The organism is Actinomadura xylanilytica, assembly GCF_030283145.1.
Lineage (GTDB): Bacteria > Actinomycetota > Actinomycetes > Streptosporangiales > Streptosporangiaceae > Spirillospora > Spirillospora xylanilytica.
This window is the reverse complement of sequence record NZ_JASNWE010000001.1, coordinates 492,184-507,690: the sequence shown is the minus strand read 5'-3', so window position 1 is coordinate 507,690 and position 15,507 is coordinate 492,184. Positions and strand designations below refer to the sequence as shown.

At 73.8% G+C, this 15,507-nt stretch carries 14 protein-coding genes; 10 read left to right on the top strand and 4 right to left on the bottom strand.

What is annotated here, in order from left to right:
* The first annotated feature begins 452 nt into the window (after window positions 1-452).
* From ftsZ to QP090_RS02365, 7 genes are all read left to right on the top strand, one after another.
* Window positions 453-1,937 carry a cell division protein FtsZ gene (gene ftsZ / locus QP090_RS02395; protein ID WP_285936774.1) on the top strand — a complete coding sequence of 495 codons (1,485 nt, stop codon included), beginning with the start codon at window positions 453-455 and terminating at the stop codon, window positions 1,935-1,937.
* Window positions 1,934-2,662, top strand: a complete 729-nt coding sequence (gene pgeF, locus QP090_RS02390; protein ID WP_285936773.1) for a peptidoglycan editing factor PgeF — start codon at window positions 1,934-1,936, stop codon at window positions 2,660-2,662. The genes ftsZ and pgeF overlap by 4 nt, the downstream gene beginning before the upstream one ends.
* Complete coding sequence (locus tag QP090_RS02385; protein WP_285936772.1) at window positions 2,662-3,411, top strand: YggS family pyridoxal phosphate-dependent enzyme; 750 nt, start codon at window positions 2,662-2,664, stop codon at window positions 3,409-3,411. Before pgeF ends, QP090_RS02385 begins: the two co-directional genes overlap by 1 nt.
* 105 nt (window positions 3,412-3,516) lie before the next feature.
* The gene (locus QP090_RS02380) at window positions 3,517-4,053 is read left to right on the top strand and encodes a cell division protein SepF (RefSeq protein WP_285936771.1); all 537 of its coding nucleotides are present in this window, start codon (window positions 3,517-3,519) and stop codon (window positions 4,051-4,053) included.
* A 21-nt stretch (window positions 4,054-4,074) separates the two neighbouring features.
* On the top strand, window positions 4,075-4,359 hold the full coding sequence (locus QP090_RS02375; RefSeq protein ID WP_285938546.1) for a YggT family protein: 285 nt from the start codon (window positions 4,075-4,077) through the stop codon (window positions 4,357-4,359).
* A gap of 49 nt (window positions 4,360-4,408) precedes the next feature.
* On the top strand, window positions 4,409-5,374 hold the full coding sequence (locus QP090_RS02370) for a DivIVA domain-containing protein (protein WP_285936770.1): 966 nt from the start codon (window positions 4,409-4,411) through the stop codon (window positions 5,372-5,374).
* 151 nt (window positions 5,375-5,525) lie between these two features.
* Window positions 5,526-7,205: a hypothetical protein gene (locus tag QP090_RS02365; RefSeq protein ID WP_285936769.1), complete on the top strand. Its 1,680-nt coding sequence runs from the start codon at window positions 5,526-5,528 to the stop codon at window positions 7,203-7,205.
* 107 nt (window positions 7,206-7,312) lie between these two features.
* On the opposite strand, the gene QP090_RS02360 is transcribed toward QP090_RS02365, so the two are convergent.
* A complete protein-coding gene (locus tag QP090_RS02360; RefSeq protein WP_349666467.1) occupies window positions 7,313-8,101 on the bottom strand; it encodes a DUF1707 SHOCT-like domain-containing protein in 789 nt (262 codons plus the stop codon).
* Window positions 8,102-8,189: 88 nt separating this feature from the next.
* On the bottom strand, window positions 8,190-11,372 hold the full coding sequence (gene ileS / locus QP090_RS02355; RefSeq protein ID WP_285936768.1) for an isoleucine--tRNA ligase: 3,183 nt from the start codon (window positions 11,370-11,372) through the stop codon (window positions 8,190-8,192).
* An 828-nt stretch (window positions 11,373-12,200) separates the two neighbouring features.
* Here ileS and QP090_RS02350 point away from each other — a divergent pair.
* From QP090_RS02350 to QP090_RS02340, 3 genes are read left to right on the top strand one after another with little or no spacing between them, the layout of a single operon-like run.
* Window positions 12,201-12,590 carry a TraR/DksA family transcriptional regulator gene (locus QP090_RS02350; RefSeq protein ID WP_285938544.1) on the top strand — a complete coding sequence of 130 codons (390 nt, stop codon included), beginning with the start codon at window positions 12,201-12,203 and terminating at the stop codon, window positions 12,588-12,590.
* The gene (locus QP090_RS02345; RefSeq protein ID WP_285936767.1) at window positions 12,563-13,390 is read left to right on the top strand and encodes a signal peptidase II; all 828 of its coding nucleotides are present in this window, start codon (window positions 12,563-12,565) and stop codon (window positions 13,388-13,390) included. The genes QP090_RS02350 and QP090_RS02345 overlap by 28 nt, the downstream gene beginning before the upstream one ends.
* Window positions 13,390-14,319 carry an RluA family pseudouridine synthase gene (locus tag QP090_RS02340; protein ID WP_285936766.1) on the top strand — a complete coding sequence of 310 codons (930 nt, stop codon included), beginning with the start codon at window positions 13,390-13,392 and terminating at the stop codon, window positions 14,317-14,319. The genes QP090_RS02345 and QP090_RS02340 overlap by 1 nt, the downstream gene beginning before the upstream one ends.
* Before the next feature lie 99 nt (window positions 14,320-14,418).
* Here QP090_RS02340 and QP090_RS02335 read toward each other — a convergent pair whose 3' ends face one another.
* Both QP090_RS02335 and QP090_RS02330 read right to left on the bottom strand, forming a co-directional pair.
* Window positions 14,419-14,733: an AzlD domain-containing protein gene (locus QP090_RS02335; protein ID WP_285936765.1), complete on the bottom strand. Its 315-nt coding sequence runs from the start codon at window positions 14,731-14,733 to the stop codon at window positions 14,419-14,421.
* The gene (locus QP090_RS02330; protein ID WP_285936764.1) at window positions 14,730-15,497 is read right to left on the bottom strand and encodes an AzlC family ABC transporter permease; all 768 of its coding nucleotides are present in this window, start codon (window positions 15,495-15,497) and stop codon (window positions 14,730-14,732) included. Before QP090_RS02330 ends, QP090_RS02335 begins: the two co-directional genes overlap by 4 nt.
* Between the last annotated feature and the right edge of the window lie 10 nt (window positions 15,498-15,507).

Below are 15,507 nucleotides of genomic sequence, written 5' to 3'. Positions count from 1 at the left end.
GGGCGGGACGGTCCGGACGTTCTTCCGGTGGCGGCCTCGAGAGGGGCGCCGGGGAAGAACGTCCATTCGGTCCGATCCGGTGCGTGTGTCGCGGGGATTCCGGCCGCCCGATGAGGCACGCTTGAACGGTCGGCCCGGATCGGGCGGGCGGCGGGCCGAGCGGAGTGGTGTAGGGGAGATGTTCCAGCGCCAACCAGGGCAACTGGTGCTCTCGCGACACGCCGATTCAGTTCAGGGCAGGTTAGTTGACCCTGACGGTAAGGCCGCCCTACTGTCCGTATCAGTCCTCAGGTTGACATAACTGTAAGCCTCAAGTTGAGGGTGAGGGTTGAGGGTGGTCCGTACCGCCCCGATTCCCGCCATAAGCACACCCAGGTCAGGTACACCGCAGCGGCACTGGTCGGCAGACCGGTCCGGCCGGTCGGATAGAGCGAGCGGAAAGGCCCCTCGTCGTGGCAGCACCGCAGAATTACCTCGCGGTCATCAAGGTCGTCGGAATCGGCGGCGGCGGCGTCAACGCCGTCAACCGGATGATCGAAGAGGGACTCAAGGGCGTCGAATTCATCGCTATCAACACGGACGCCCAGGCGCTGCTGATGAGTGACGCCGACGTCAAGCTCGACGTGGGCCGCGAGCTCACCCGCGGGCTCGGCGCCGGGGCCAACCCGGACGTGGGCCGCAAGGCCGCCGAGGACCACCGCGAGGAGATCGAGGAGGTCCTCAAGGGCGCGGACATGGTGTTCGTGACCGCGGGCGAGGGCGGTGGCACCGGCACCGGCGGCGCCCCCGTGGTGGCCAACATCGCCCGGTCCCTCGGCGCCCTCACCATCGGGGTGGTGACCCGCCCGTTCAGCTTCGAGGGCAAGCGCCGCGCGATGCAGGCCGAGGCGGGAATAGAGACACTGCGCGACGAGGTCGACACCCTCATCGTGATCCCCAACGACCGGCTGCTGTCGATCTCCGACCGCCAGGTCAGCGTGCTGGACGCGTTCAAGGCCGCCGACCAGGTGCTGCTGTCCGGTGTCCAGGGCATCACCGACCTGATCACCACGCCGGGCCTGATCAACCTGGACTTCGCCGACGTGAAGTCGGTCATGTCCGGCGCCGGGTCCGCGCTGATGGGCATCGGCTCGGCGCGCGGCGACGACCGCTCGGTGGCCGCCGCCGAGATGGCGATCTCCAGTCCGCTGCTGGAGGCCAGCATCGACGGCGCGCACGGCGTGCTGCTGTCCATCTCCGGCGGCTCCGACCTCGGCCTGTTCGAGATCAACGAGGCGGCGCAGTTGGTGTCCAACGCCGCCGCGACGGACGCCAACATCATCTTCGGCGCGGTCATCGACGACGCGCTCGGCGACGAGGTCCGGGTCACGGTGATCGCGGCGGGTTTTGACGAGGGCCGACCCGAGAAGCCGGCCCCTGAACCCGAGGCCAAGAGGGTCCCGCCGCCGCCGCGGCCGACCCCGCCGCCGCCCGCGAGCCCGCCCCCGCCGCCCGCGTCGCTCAACCCGATCCCGAGCCGGGTCGGCCGCACCGAGCCGGTCGGCTCGACCGGGCCGCAGCAGTCGGTGGCCCAGGCCGCCGCGGCGCAGCCCGGCGGCCCGCACCGTCCCGAGGCCGAGCGCCCGCAGCCCGGCGGGCCGGGCTCCGACGACCGCGGCCCGGGCCGCGGCGCCGCGCCGCGCGACGAGGCGGTCCGGGCCGAGGGCCCGCCCGTGTCGCCGGTCCCGCAGCCCGCCGCGTCCGTCGGCCGCGAGGGCGGCGCACCGGGTCCCGGCGATTCCGCGCCCCGCCCGCCCGCGCCCCGGGCGCCGGGCGAGACGGCTCCCTCGCGGGTGCACGCCGGCGAGGGCGAGAGCGGCCCGTCCACCGGGCAGCGCCGCCGCCCGGTGGTGTTCGACGAGGACGACGACCTCGACGTGCCCGACTTCCTCAAGTGATCACGAGCGTCACCCTGGGCGACGGCGTCGGCGCCGGGTTCACCGGACGCGCCGGCGGCGTGAGCACCGCCCCCTTCGACTCGCTCAACCTGGGCGGCGCGGTCGGCGACGACCCCGCCTCGGTCCGGGACAACCGGGCCCGCGCCGCGGCCGGGCTGGGCGTCGACCCGGGCCGCACCGTATGGATGCGGCAGGTCCACGGCGCCGAGGTGGCCTTCGTCACCGCGGGCGCCGAGATCCCCCCGGTGGACGCGATCGTCACGACCGTTCCCGGGCTGGTCCTGGCGGTGCTGGTCGCCGACTGCGCGCCGGTCCTGCTCGCCGATCCGGTGGCGGGCGTCGTCGGCGCCGCGCACTCGGGCCGTCCGGGCACGGCCGCTGGTGTCGTCCCCGCCCTGCTGAAGCTGATGTGCGAGCACGGCGCCGACCCCGCCCGTGTCGCCGCGGCCATCGGCCCCGCGGCCTGCGGCGGCTGCTATGAGGTGCCGGTTGGGATGCGCGACGAGGTCACCGCCGCCGTCCCCGCCGCGCACGCCACCACCCGCAAGGGCACCCCTGGCCTGGACCTCCGCGCCGGGATCGCCGGGCAGCTCGCCGGCGGCGGCGTCACCGACGTCCGGATCGACCCCCGGTGCACCATCGAGACCCCCGGACTCTTCTCCTACCGCCGCGACGGCCGCACCGGCCGCTTCGCCGGCCACGTTTGGCTCAAGGAAACCTCCTGATGAACCACGAAGACGCCGCCGCCCCCGGCGCGCGGCGCGACGAGCTCGCCGCCAACCTCGCCGACGTCCGCGAGCGCGTCGCCGCCGCCTGCGCCGCGGCCGGACGGGACCCCGCCGGCGTCACGCTGGTCGCGGTGACCAAGACCTTCCCGGCCTCCGACGTGCGCCTGCTCGCCGGGCTCGGCCTCACCGACGTCGCCGAGAACCGCGACCAGGAGGCCCGGCCCAAGGCAGCCGAGACCGCCGACCTCCCGCTCACCTGGCACTTCGTCGGACGGCTTCAGACCAACAAGGCGCGGGCCGTGACCGGCTACGCCGCCGTCGTCCAGTCCGTCGACCGCCCGAGGCTGGTCACCGCGCTGTCGTCGGCGGCCGAGCGGGCCGGGCGCACGGTGCGCTGCCTGGTACAGGTCTCGCTGGACGACCCGGACGGTCCGGACGGGCCCGGCGCGGTGGGGGGCCGCGGCGGCGCCGCGCCCGCCGACGCGCTCGGACTCGCCGACGCGATCGCCGCTGCGGAGGGCCTGGAACTCGGCGGGGTGATGGCGGTCGCGCCGCTGGACGCCGACCCGCTGCCCGCCTTCGAACGTCTCGCGCAGGTCGCCGAATCGGTGCGCGCGGCGCACCCGGGGGCCGGTGTGCTGTCGGCCGGGATGAGCGGCGATCTGGAACAGGCGATCGCGTGTGGCGCGACACACCTGCGGATCGGTACGGCGTTGCTCGGCGGCCGGCGGGCAATCGTCAGGTAATGTCCCCCCAGTGGTACCTGCTGAAACGGCAGGTCGCACTGACGGAGAGTCCGACGGCGGCGCCGACGCGCCGGGTGCCGCGGCCACAGGACGACGGAGGGACGTATGGCCAGCGCGATGCGCAAGATGGCGGTCTACCTCGGCCTCGTGGAGGACGACCGTTACAACGCCAAGTACGACGACTATGACGAGTACGACCCGTACGACGAGGAGGCCGATCCCGGCCAGGGACGGCGTCGCGACGACGAATCCGCCGGTCAGCTTACCGGAGGTGAGGAGACCGCGGACGGCGATCTTGATCATCACGCAGCGTCCGCCACCGAGCGACGCTCCGTGGCGCTCTACGAGTCGGGTACCACCGACCTTGCGCGTATCACTACGCTGCACCCCAGAACCTACAACGAGGCCAGGACCATCGGGGAGCACTTCCGTGAGGGCACCCCGGTGATCATGAATCTGACCGAGATGGTGGACAGCGACGCCAAGCGTCTGGTCGACTTCGCGGCGGGTCTCGTGTTCGGACTGCACGGGAGCATCGAGCGTGTTACCAACAAGGTGTTCCTGCTGTCACCGGCCAACGTGGAGGTGACAGCCGAGGACAAGGCCCGGATGGCAGAACGAGGGTTCTTCAACCAAAGCTGACAGCCACATGCGAGAGTGTCCGTGACAATCGTTGGATCCGTGCTGAGCGCACTGCTCTACATCTTCCTCCTCTTCCTGATCGGGAGGTTGATCCTCGAAGTCCTGCAGTCGTTCGCCCGGTCATGGAAGCCCACTGGAGTGGTGCTGGTGATCGCGGAGGCGACGTACACCATCACCGACCCGCCACTGAAACTGCTGAGGCGTTTCATCCCGCCGATACGTCTGGGTAACGTGGCGTTGGACCTCAGTTTCACGGTCCTCATCCTTGTGGTCTGGGTAATGATCATCTTCGTGCAGAGGCTCTGATCGGATACCGTCCTTCGGGACAGACTCCAAGCGCGCCAAGGAGACGAACATGCCGCTGACACCCGCAGATGTGCGGAACAAGCAGTTCAGTACGACCAGGCTGAGGCCGGGTTACGACGAGGAGGAGGTGGACGCCTTCCTCGACGATGTCGAGGGAGAGCTCGACCGTCTCATCCAGGAGAACGAGGAGCTGCGCGCGAAGCTGGCCGAGTGCCTGCGCGGCAAGGTCCCCGCCATGGCCGCGCCCATCGTGGAGCCCAAGCCCGACGTCGCCCAGATCCCCGAGCCCCCCCGGCCCGAGCCGCAGCCCAAGCCCGAGCCCGAGCCGGCCCTCGGCGGCCTCGGCATGTCCGCCGCCCCGACCGGCGAGGACAACATGGACACCGCGGCGCGCGTGCTCGCGCTGGCGCAGCAGACCGCCGACCAGGCGATCGCCGACGCCCGCCGCGAGGCCGACGAGACGCTGGGCCGCGCCCGCCGCGAGGCCGAGGAGATCCTCGGCAAGGCCCGCCGGCAGGCCGACCAGATCGTCAGCGAGGCCCGGTCCCGCGCCGAGGCCCTCGACCGCGACGCGCAGGAGCGGCACCGCCAGGTGATGGGATCGCTCGTGCAGCAGCGCGAGGAGCTCGAGCGCGAGGTCGACAACCTGCGCGCGTTCGAGCGCGAGTACCGCAGCCGGCTGAAGGTCTACCTCGAGGGCCAGCTCCGCGACCTCGAGGCGGGCAGCACCGAGACCGGCGGTTTCCCGGCCGTCCCCGGCGGCTCCATGCAGTCCGGCGGTCAGCAGCAGCCCATCGGCCAGCCCGTCGGACAGCAGTCAGGCCCCCCGACCGGCCCCCAGAACGCGCTTCCCCACGCCCCCGAGAACCGCAACGGCCTCTCTGGCCAGGGCGTCCCCACCGGCCCCTCGCCCTTCCCGCCGCCCGCCGAGCCGGTGCAGCACGCGCAGCAGGTTCAGCACTCGGCCACCGGCGCGTTCCACGTCGGCGACACCCCGCCGCACGAGAGGCGCTAAGGCCCGCCCCGCAGGCGATAGTGTCTTCTCCGATCGCCGCGCCGCGGATGGCACCGCCGCCATCCCGGCGCCGTTTCGGAAGCGTCGGCGGTGACCTCCGAGCCGGGACGACGGCCTGGGGGCATGCGGCTTGTAGAGGGGGAGAGACCCTGTGATCATCCTGAGTGGCGTCCTCGTGGTGGCGGCGATCGCACTGCTGGTCGCGGGAATCGTCGCCGGCAACGGAGACAGCGCGCAGGTGTTCGGCCTGGACGCGCTGGTGGTGATCTACATTTCGATCGCCGTCAGCATCGTGTCCGCACTGTGCCTGGCCATCGGGGTGTTCCTGCGCCGCCGAGACCTCTGGGGCCCGGGCGCGACGTCCTCCGGCGCCGCCCGCAAGACCAAGAAGAAGACCAAGAAGGCCGAGCGCGCGGCCGTCGCCGCCGCACGCGCCAGGTCCGCCGACGGCACGAGGGACGCCGCCGAAGCGGCCGACGACGAGGTCGAGATCCCCGCCCCGCCGGCCGACGTCCCCGAGGACGCGCTGGTGCACGTCGTACGGGGACGCAAGCGTTACCACCTGGACACCTGCCGGCAACTCGCCGGGCGGGAAACCGAAGAACTGACCTACGCCGAGGCCAAGGAAGAGGGCTTCAGCTCCTGCACCGCCTGCCTGCCCGACACCGCACTGGCGGCGCGCGCCGCGGTCGCGGTCCCGGCGGCACCCGCCAAGGCGGCGGCCGGAGCGGTGGCCGGGAGCGGCTCCGAGCGCCCCGCCCAGCGTTCCGGCGAGCGACCCGCTCAGCGTTCCGGGGAGCGGCCCGCCGGGCTTGCCTCCGAACGTTCCGCCGAGCGGTCCGGTTCGGCCGCCGGCGGCCTGGCCGGGCTGGCCAAGCCCGCCCCGGCGCGCCCCACCGGGCCCGGCACGACCGCGGAGTTCGAGGGCGGCCGGCCCGGGGCGGACGAGAAGGGCGGCATCCCGCCCGCGTCCGCCGATTCGACCATCACCTCGCCGTTCACGTCCGTCGAGCCCGGCTCGGTGAAGCCGTCCGGGACCGAGGGGCCGGACGGCTCCCGGTCCGCCGGGTCCGAGGCGTCGCCGTCGTCCGCGCCGGTGGAATCCGGCGCCGAGCCCGGCGGGTCCGACGCGCTGCCGTCGGTGTGGGGTCTCCCCGGAGGGTCCCCGGCGGCGAAGCCAAAGCCGGCCGACCTGCCCGTCGCGGGCGACGCGGCGGCGACCCCGGCCGCCGGAGCGGACGCCCCTGCCGCCACGGAGACGGCGGAGAAGGCCGAGACCGAGCCTGGAACCCGTCCGGCGGGCGAACGCGTCGCCACGGCCGCGTCCGCGTCGTCCGGAGGGTTCGGAGACGACCCGCCGGGCGATGAGGGCACGGCCTCGCCGGCGGCCCCGCGTCCGCGCGAGTCGGGCGAGTCCGGCGCCGCCGAGTCCGGCAGCACGGAGTCCGGCACCACGGGGTCCGAGGCGATGGGGTCCGAGGCGACGGTGTCCCCGGCGGCCGGTACCGGCCCCGCCGCGAGCGACGGCGACGAGCCCGCCGAGATGTCCGGATCCGGTCCGGACGACGGCACGCCCGACGCCGGCGGCGACGCCCCGGCCAAGGAGGCCGACGACGCCCCGGCCGACGACGCGGGCGAGGCCGACGACGAGGGCCCGCAGGTGCGCATCCTGAGCGGCACCAAGCGCTACCACCGCACCGACTGCGCGCTGATCGAGGACATCGGCGACGACGCCGACGACCTCGAGGCACTGTCCCGCGCCGAGGCCAAGGCCCGCGGCTGCACCCCGTGCCTGGTCTGCCAGCCCGACCGCGAGCGGGCCCGCGACTGACCACCGGCCCGACCCGCTCGACGCGGCCGTGATCCCGGATCCCCGGTGGTCACGGCCGCGCGGCGTTCACGCGTCCGCGCACCGGACCGGCGCCCGCCGGGCGCCGGTCAGTGGTCGCGAGGTGACCGGCGCTGTTCGCGGCGGTCGTGCCGCAGGTCCTCAAGGTGCCTGCGGTGCGAGTCGCGGATCCCCCGGACATGCTCGGTGTGCGCGGCCCGGCGGTCGGGCCGGGGCGCGTCGGGCTCGCGGCGGGTGACGTTGACGCCGCCGAACAGCACCATCCCGGACAGCTTGATCACCGGGGCGTCGGGCTCCAGCGGGTCGTCGTCGGGCAGGCTGTGCCCGCCGAAGACCGCGACGCTGGAGTTGACCACCCGGACGCCGGGCGGGACGGTGATCTCGACGCCGCCGAAGACGCAGCTGATGGTGAGGCCGACCTCCCGCTGCGTGAGCACCGCCTGCCGCAGGTCCAGTTCCACGCCGCCGAAGACGCACGTGATGGTCGTCTGCGGCTCGACCAGCCAGCGGCCCTTGCGCTCGGCCGCCCCGAAGACCGCCACGATCGCGGTCGACTGCGGGGCCGGGGGCGGCAGCGTGGGCTCGTCCTTGCGGAGCCGGACCTTCGGGGCGCCCGGGACGGCGTCACCGGCGCCGGGCAGGTCGCTCAGCAGCGGTTCGAGTTCGCTGTAGGTCTTGGCCCGGTAGACCGCGTCGATGCGCTCGGCGTGCTCCTCCGGGGTGATGCGGCCCTCCGCGAGGGCCTCGCGGAGGGTGTCGGACACCCGGTCCCGGTCGGCGTCCGACGCGCGCAGCGCGGCGGCCCCGGACGGGCCTTCGGCCGGAGCCGCGGCCGGGGTCTCCGGTTCGGACGGTGAAGGGGGTTCTGGAAGGTTCACGCCCCCATCATCCATCATCGCAAACACGATGTGTCGCGAAATGGCCCCCGGCCGCCCGGCCGCGCCCCGGCCGCGCTCGGCAGCGCGGTCAGGTCGCCTTGCGGAGCCAGAACGCCAGGCCCAGCTCGTCGTCCCGGCGCGTCTCGGGCGCGTCGGCCGGGCGGCCCTCGGCGACCTCGGTCGCCAGGACCTCGGCGGCGACCTCGCCGCCGTGCGCGCGCAGCGCCTCGGCCAGGTCGTCGCCGGCGGCCTCCCACCACAGCGCGATCCGGTCGGTGACGTCCAGGCCGGACGCCTTGCGCGCGTCCTGGACGAGCCGGACGGCCTCGCGGACGAGCCCGGCGCGGCGCAGCTCGGCCGTCACGGTCAGGTCGAGCGCGATGGTCTCGCCCGCCGCGCTCTCGACCGCCCAGCCGCTGCGCGGCCGTTCGGTGACGATGACGTCGCCGGGCGCGAGCCGCACCGGGCCGAGCCCGGGGACCTCCACCTCGGCGGCCTCGTCGGCGCGCAGCGTCCGCACCAGCGCGGCGGGGTCGGCCCCGGTGACGGCCTTGGCGACCGTCGGGGTGTCCTTGGCGAAGCGCTTGCCGAGCTCGCGGAAGTTGGGCTTCACCTCGTACTCGACCAGGTCGCCGCCGATGGAGGACAGCTCCTCGAAGGCCAGCACGTTGAGCTCGTCGGAGATCTGGCCGCGCAGCTCGGCGGGCAGCGACGCCCAGCCGGCCGCGCCGACCAGGGCCCGGCCGAGCGGCTGCCGGGTCCGCACGCCGCTGGCGGCGCGGGCCGAGCGGCCGAGCTCGACCAGCCGCCGCACCAGCGCCATCTGCGCGGTCAGGTCGGCGTCGAGGAGGTCGGCGCGCACCTCCGGCCAGTCGGTCAGGTGCACCGAACCGGGGCCGTCCTCGGGGCGGATGACGTCCCACACGTGGTCGGTGATGAACGGGACCATCGGCGCCATCAACCGGGTGAGGGTCTCCAGGCACTCGTACAGGGTCGCGAACGCGGAGGCGCCGCCGGGCGTCTCCGGGCCCTCCCAGAACCGCCGCCGCGAGCGCCGCACGTACCAGTTGGACAGGTCGTCGACGAACTCGGAGAGGCGCCGCCCGGCCGCCGCGGTGTCGAACCGCTCGAGCGCCTCGTCGACCTCGCGGACGGTGCGGTGCAGCTCGGCCAGCGCCCAGCGGTCGAGCAGCGGCCGGTCGGCGGGGGCGGGCGCCTCGCCGCGGCGGTCCGGCGTCCACGCGCGGCCCTGCGCCGCCGCCGCGTTGGCGTACAGGACGAAGAACGACGCCGTGTTCCAGTAGGTGAGCAGCACCTTCCGGACGATCTCCTCCAGCGCGGCGTGCCCCACGCGGCGGGACGCCCACGGCAGGCCGCTGGCGAGCATGTACCAGCGCACCGCGTCGGCGCCGTGCTGGTCCATCAGCGGGATCGGCCGGAGCACGTTGCCCAGGTGCTTGCTCATCTTGCGGCCGTCCTCGGCCAGGATCAGGCCGAGGCAGAGCACGTTCTCGTAAGCGGACCGGTCGAACACCAGGGTGCCGACCGCCATCAGCGAATAGAACCATCCGCGCGTCTGGTCCTGCGCCTCGCAGATGTACTGAGCCGGGTAGGACGCCTCGAAGACGTCGTTGTTGCGGTGCGGGGCGCCCCACTGCGCGAACGGCATCGAGCCCGAGTCGTACCAGGCGTCGATCACGTCGGGGACGCGCTTTGCCTCGCCCCCGCACTGCGCGCAGGGGAGCGTGATGTCGTCCACGTAGGGGCGGTGCGGGTCGAGGGCGGACAGGTCCTGCCCAGCGAGTTCGCCCAGCTCCTTGAGGGACTCGACGCAGGTGATGTGCGTCTCGTCCTCACCGCACACCCACAGCGGCAGGGGCGTGCCCCAGTAGCGGCTGCGCGACAGCGACCAGTCGACGTTGTTGCGCAGCCACTCCCCGTACCGGCCGTCCTTGACCGTCTCGGGGAACCAGTTCGTCCTGGCGTTCTCCTCCAGCAGCCGGTCCTTGATCTCCGTCGTGCGGATATACCAGGCGGGGAGCGCGTAGTACAGCAGCGCGGTGTGGCAGCGCCAGCAGTGCGGGTAGCTGTGCTCGAAGTGGCCGCCGCGGTACAGCAGCCCGCGCGCGCGCAGGTCGTCGGTGAGCGTCTCGTCGGCGTTCTTGAAGAACGTCCCGCCGACGAGCGGGACGGTCGGAAGGAAGCGGCCGTCGGGCCCCACCGGGTTGACGATCGGCATGCCGTAGCTCTTGCAGACCGTCATGTCGTCGGCGCCGAACGCGGGCGCCTGGTGGACCAGGCCGGTGCCGTCCTCGACGGTGACGTAGTCGCCCAGCACCACGTAGTGCGCGTCGGGGATGTCGACCAGGTCGAACGGCCGCTGGTAGGAGGTGCGCTCGAGCTCGGCGCCCTTGTAGGTGGCGAGGCGTTCGGCGCCCTCGCCGAGGACCTGCTCCAGCAGCGGCTCGGCCACGACGAGGACCTCGTCCGACCCGGCCGGGCGCGCGGCGACGTAGGTGACGTCGGGGTGGACGGCCACGGCGGTGTTGGAGACCAGCGTCCACGGCGTGGTGGTCCAGATCAGCAGCGCCGCGCCCAGCTCGGCGAGCGGGCCCGAGGTGGCCGGCATCCGCACGAACACCGAGGGGCTGGACACCGTCTCGTACCCGCCGGGCTGGCCCAGCTCGTGGTCGGACAGCCCGGTCCCGCAGCGCGGGCAGTACGGGGTGATGCGGAAGTCGCGGAACAACAGCCCCTTGTCGAAGATGGTCTTGAGGGACCACCAGACGGCCTCGACGTACTCGGCGTCCATGGTGCGGTACGCCTGGTCGGTGTCGACCCAGAAGCCCATCCGCTCGGACATCTCCTCGAAGGCGTCCACGTGCCGGAGCACCGACTCGCGGCAGCGCGCGTTGAACTCCGCGACGCCGTACTCCTCGATGTCCTTCTTGCCGGTGAGGCCGAGCTCCTTCTCCACGGCCACCTCGACGGGCAGGCCGTGGCAGTCCCAGCCGGCCTTGCGCGGGACGTGGTGGCCCTTCATGGTCTTGAAGCGCGGGAACACGTCCTTGAAGACGCGGGCCTCGACGTGGTGGACGCCGGGCATGCCGTTGGCGGTGGGCGGGCCCTCGTAGAAGACCCACTGCGGTCCGGACGCGGTGCGTTCCAGCGACCGCTCGAAAACCTGGCCCTCCTGCCAGCGGCGGATCATGTCCCGCTCCAGGGCGGGCAGATCGACTTGCGCGGGCAGGGGCCGGAACTGGCGGCTCACGGTGGTCGGACCTCCGGATCGACGTGGAACTGCACGTGGACCGGAGGGACGAGACGCCCTGGGCAGGGGTCCCGCGGTACCACCCTCCTTGACCGCGTCCCTCGCGCCCGGGGCGACCCCCGGGCCCTGGGCACAGTGGCCCCGGGGCGCGATCCGCTTCGTTCGGGCACCGGCTGCCGGGTCTACCGCGCCCCGCGGGGCGTTTCTTCCAGCGGCTCAGGGGTGATCAGACCGCCGGGCTGGCCCCCGGGCTCGCACCGTCCCCGGGTCGCTCATGGCCGCGTGCGGCGGCAGGTGTCCCCTTCACGGCCTGCCGATGCGACTGCTGGTCCGAGATTAACCTACCCGGGGGCCGCTCTCCTCCCGTTTTCGGCCCGGTGGGGGACGGCGCGGGCACGGGGCTCGGTACAGGTCATTTCCGAGATTGTGCAACCGCGGGGGTTTCTGTCCGCGTGGTCACCGGGCATATGCGGGCTGTAATGCACCCAGGTCGTTCGCGGAAGGGGACTCATGCTGCCCGCACTGCCCGTCGAGGAGATCAGCGCGAGGGGGGCCGACACGGCCGGCGCGGGGAGGGGCGAGAAGCCCTCGGCCAAGGCGCCGTCCGGCCGGACCGGGTCCGCCGCCAAGGGCCCGGGTAAGGCCGCCGCGAAGGCCAAGGCCAAACCGAAGGCCAAGACCGCCAAGGGAGGCGCGAAAACGGCCGTCAAACCCGCCGCCAAACCCGCGAGATCGGCGCCGAAGGCCAAGGACCCGGCCGTCCAGGCCGCGGCGGGGGCCGCCGGTTCCGCCGGTTCCGCCGGTTCCGCCCAGGTCAAGACGGCCGACGTGGCGAGCTTCCCGGTCCGCGAGGGCGAGGACCGCTGGACCGGCACCGAGCTGGACGAGGTGCGGGCCGGGCTGGAGCGCGAGATCGGCGCCCTGCGCACCGAGATCGCCGCGTCCGCCAGCCAGATCGCCGAGGGCGACTCCAACGAGGGGGCCGGCGACGACCAGGCCGACGCGGGCGCCAAGACCTACGAGCGCGAACACCATCTGGCGTTGTCCTACAATTCACAGGACCTGCTCGCCCAGAACGAGCGGGCCGTCCAGCGAATGGACGCGGGCACGTACGGAATCTGCGAGTCGTGTGGCCGGCCTGTCGGCAAGGCGCGCTTGCAGGCCTTCCCTCGTGCGACCCTGTGTGTGACATGCAAACAACGCGAGGAACGTCGCTGAGCGACTCAACGAAATCTCAGAGCGAGGCCGAGGGGTCCACGGGATCGCCTCGGCCGCGCCGCATCGCCGTACTGATCGCCATCGCGCTGGCCGCCTACGCCCTCGACGTCGTCTCGAAGAGCGTCGTCGTGGCCACCCTCCAGGGCGAGGAGCCGGTCCGGCTGCTCGGCGGGCTGCTGACCCTGCGCGAGACGCGCAACAGCGGGGCGGCCTTCTCGATCGGCGCCGGCTACACCCTGGTTTTCACGGTGATCGCCTGCGGGGTGGTCGTCGCGATCCTGCGCACCGCGCGCAACCTGCGGAGCCTGCCGTGGGCGGTGTGCCTCGGGCTGATGCTCGGCGGCGCGTTCGGCAACCTGACCGACCGCATGCTGCGCGCCCCGGCGCCGCTCAAGGGCCATGTGGTCGACTGGATCGAGCTTCCGCACTGGCCGGTCTTCAACCTGGCCGACTCGGCGATCGTCTGCGGCGGCGTGCTCGCGGTCCTGCTGGCCGCGCGCGGCCTCCAGATCGACGGCACCCGGATCACCGGCAAGGACGACGAGCCCGCCGCCGACGAGCCCGCTGCCGACGAGCCTGCCGCGGACGCTCCGGCCAAGGACCAGGGCGCCGAGGCCCAGGGGACCGAGGGCCGGGAACCCGCCGAGGACGCGTCCGTCAAGGGCGCGGTCCCCGCCGCGGACCCGCCGGTCAAGGATCCGCCGGTCAAGGACGTGCCGGTCAAGGACGTGCTCAAGGACGACGGCAGGGGCGAGGACGGTCCGGTCGAGGACGGCTCCGCCCCGAAGGAGGCGTCCTGATGGGCGACGTGCGCAGCCTCCCCGTGCCCGACGGGCTGGAGGGGGAGCGGGTCGACGCCGCGCTGGCGCGGCTGTTCGGGTTGTCCCGGGCCCGCGCCGCCGACATCATCGCCGCCGGCGAGGTGCTGCTCGACGGCCGGCAGGTGGCCAAGTCCGAGCGGCTCCACGCCGGGACCTGGCTGGAGGTGACGATCCCGCCGCCGCCCTCGGCGCCGGTCCCGGTCGCCGAGCCGGTGCCGGGCATGTCGATCCTCTACGAGGACGACGACATCGTGGTGGTCGACAAGCCGATCGGCGTCGCCGCCCACCCCACCACCGGCTGGACCGGCGCGACCGTGCTCGGCGGGCTGCTCGGGGCGGGGCACACGATCGCCACCAGTGGCGCGTCCGAGCGGCAGGGCATCGTGCACCGGCTCGACGCCAACACGACCGGGGCGATGGTGGTGGCCAAGAGCGAGATCGCCTACTCCCGGCTCAAGCGCGCGTTCAAGGAACGCCGGATCGACAAGCGCTACCAGGCGCTGGTGCAAGGTCACCCCGACCCGTTCCGCGGCACCGTGGACGCCCCGATCGACCGGCATCCCGCCGGTGACGGGCGCTTCGCGGTGGTGGCCGGTGGCAAGCCGTCGGTGACGCACTACGACACGGTGGAGGCGTTCCGGGCGGCGACGCTGCTCGACGTCGACCTGGAGACCGGGCGCACGCACCAGATCAGGGTGCACATGTCCGCGATCCGGCATCCCTGCGTGGGCGACATGGCCTACGGCGCCGATCCGACGCTCGCGGCCCGGCTCGGCATGAAGCGGCAGTGGCTGCACGCGGCGCGGCTCGGCTTCGAGCACCCCACCCGGGGGGAGCGGGTCGAGTTCGTCAGCCCCTACCCCGACGACCTGGCCCGCGCCCTGGAGATCGTCACCGACGAGTCCTGACCGGCCGTCCCGTCCGTCCCGTCCGTCCCGTCCGTCCCGTCCGGCCCGTCCTGGACGGCCCCCGCCGGGACGCGCCGCCGGGACCCGCCGCAGGGGCGGTCACAGGCCGGCCAGGCGCAGCCCGGCGGCGACCGCGGCGGCCACGGCCAGCACCACCAGGAACGGGGCGCGCAGCAGCAGCGCGGCCACGGCGGAGCCGAGCCCGGCCAGCCGCGGCACGTCGAACTCCAGGGACGGGCCGTCCGGCGCCAGGGCCTGGACGGTGATCAGGGCGGTGAGCAGCGCCACCGGGATCAGCTCGGTGAAGCGGCGCACCCGGGGGTCGTCCAGCACCCGCCGCGGGGCGACCAGGCCGCCCAGCTTCAGCGCGTAGCAGCCGAGCCCGGTCGCGACGACCGCGATCCACACGCTCACCGGCGGGCCCGCCTTCCCAGACCGGCCGGGACGAACCCGGCGAGCGCCGCGGCGGCGGCGAGCATGACCGGCACCCCGGCGGGCAGCAGCGGCGTCGCCACGATCGCGATCGCCCCGGCGGCGGCGGCGACGCGCAGCTCGGCGCGGCCGGCGGTGAGCCGCGGCCACAGCAGCGCGAGGAACGCCGCGGGGCCGAGCACGTCCAGTCCGAACGTCCCCGGGTCGCCGAGCCTGGCGGCGCCGAGCACGCCGAGCAGCGTGGTGAGGTTCCAGGTCAGGTAGAGGCTGACCGCGGTGACGTGGAAGCCGGTGCGGGCCGTCCGGGGGCCGGGCTGGGCGGTGGCCACGGCGGTCGTCTCGTCGATGACCACGTGCGCGGTGAGCAGCCGGCGGGCGCCGCGGACCCGCAGCAGGCCGGAGAGCCGCAGCCCGTACAGCGCGTTGCGCCCGCCGAGCAGCACCGCGCCGAGCGTCCCGGCGACCAGGCCGCCGCCTCCGCCGATCACGCCCGCCAGCGCGAACTGCGAGGCCCCGGTGAAGGCCAGCAGGCTGAGCACGCACGCCTGGGCGGCCGACAGGCCGGCGGTGGCCGCGGCGGCGCCGAACGCGAACCCGGAGAGGCCGACAGCGAGGCCGACGCCCAGGCCGTCCCGTACGGCCGCCGCGTGGGCCCCGTCCGTCTCGTCCGGCCCGTCCGCCGTGGCGGCCCCGTCCGGCCCGCCGGGCGGGCGGGGTGCCTCCGGGGCGGTCTCCCTCGCTGTCATGCCACCGGAC

Excerpts from the sequence above, each read along its gene's own strand:
- QP090_RS02370 (WP_285936770.1), top strand. The coding sequence starts at position 4,409 with ATGCCGCTGACACCCGCAGATGTGCGGAACAAGCAGTTCAGTACGACC.
- QP090_RS02330 (WP_285936764.1), bottom strand. The coding sequence starts at position 15,497 with ATGACAGCGAGGGAGACCGCCCCGGAGGCACCCCGCCCGCCCGGCGGG.
- QP090_RS02345 (WP_285936767.1), top strand. The coding sequence starts at position 12,563 with ATGCAAACAACGCGAGGAACGTCGCTGAGCGACTCAACGAAATCTCAG.
- QP090_RS02340 (WP_285936766.1), top strand. The coding sequence starts at position 13,390 with ATGGGCGACGTGCGCAGCCTCCCCGTGCCCGACGGGCTGGAGGGGGAG.
- QP090_RS02385 (WP_285936772.1), top strand. The coding sequence starts at position 2,662 with ATGAACCACGAAGACGCCGCCGCCCCCGGCGCGCGGCGCGACGAGCTC.
- QP090_RS02380 (WP_285936771.1), top strand. The coding sequence starts at position 3,517 with ATGGCCAGCGCGATGCGCAAGATGGCGGTCTACCTCGGCCTCGTGGAG.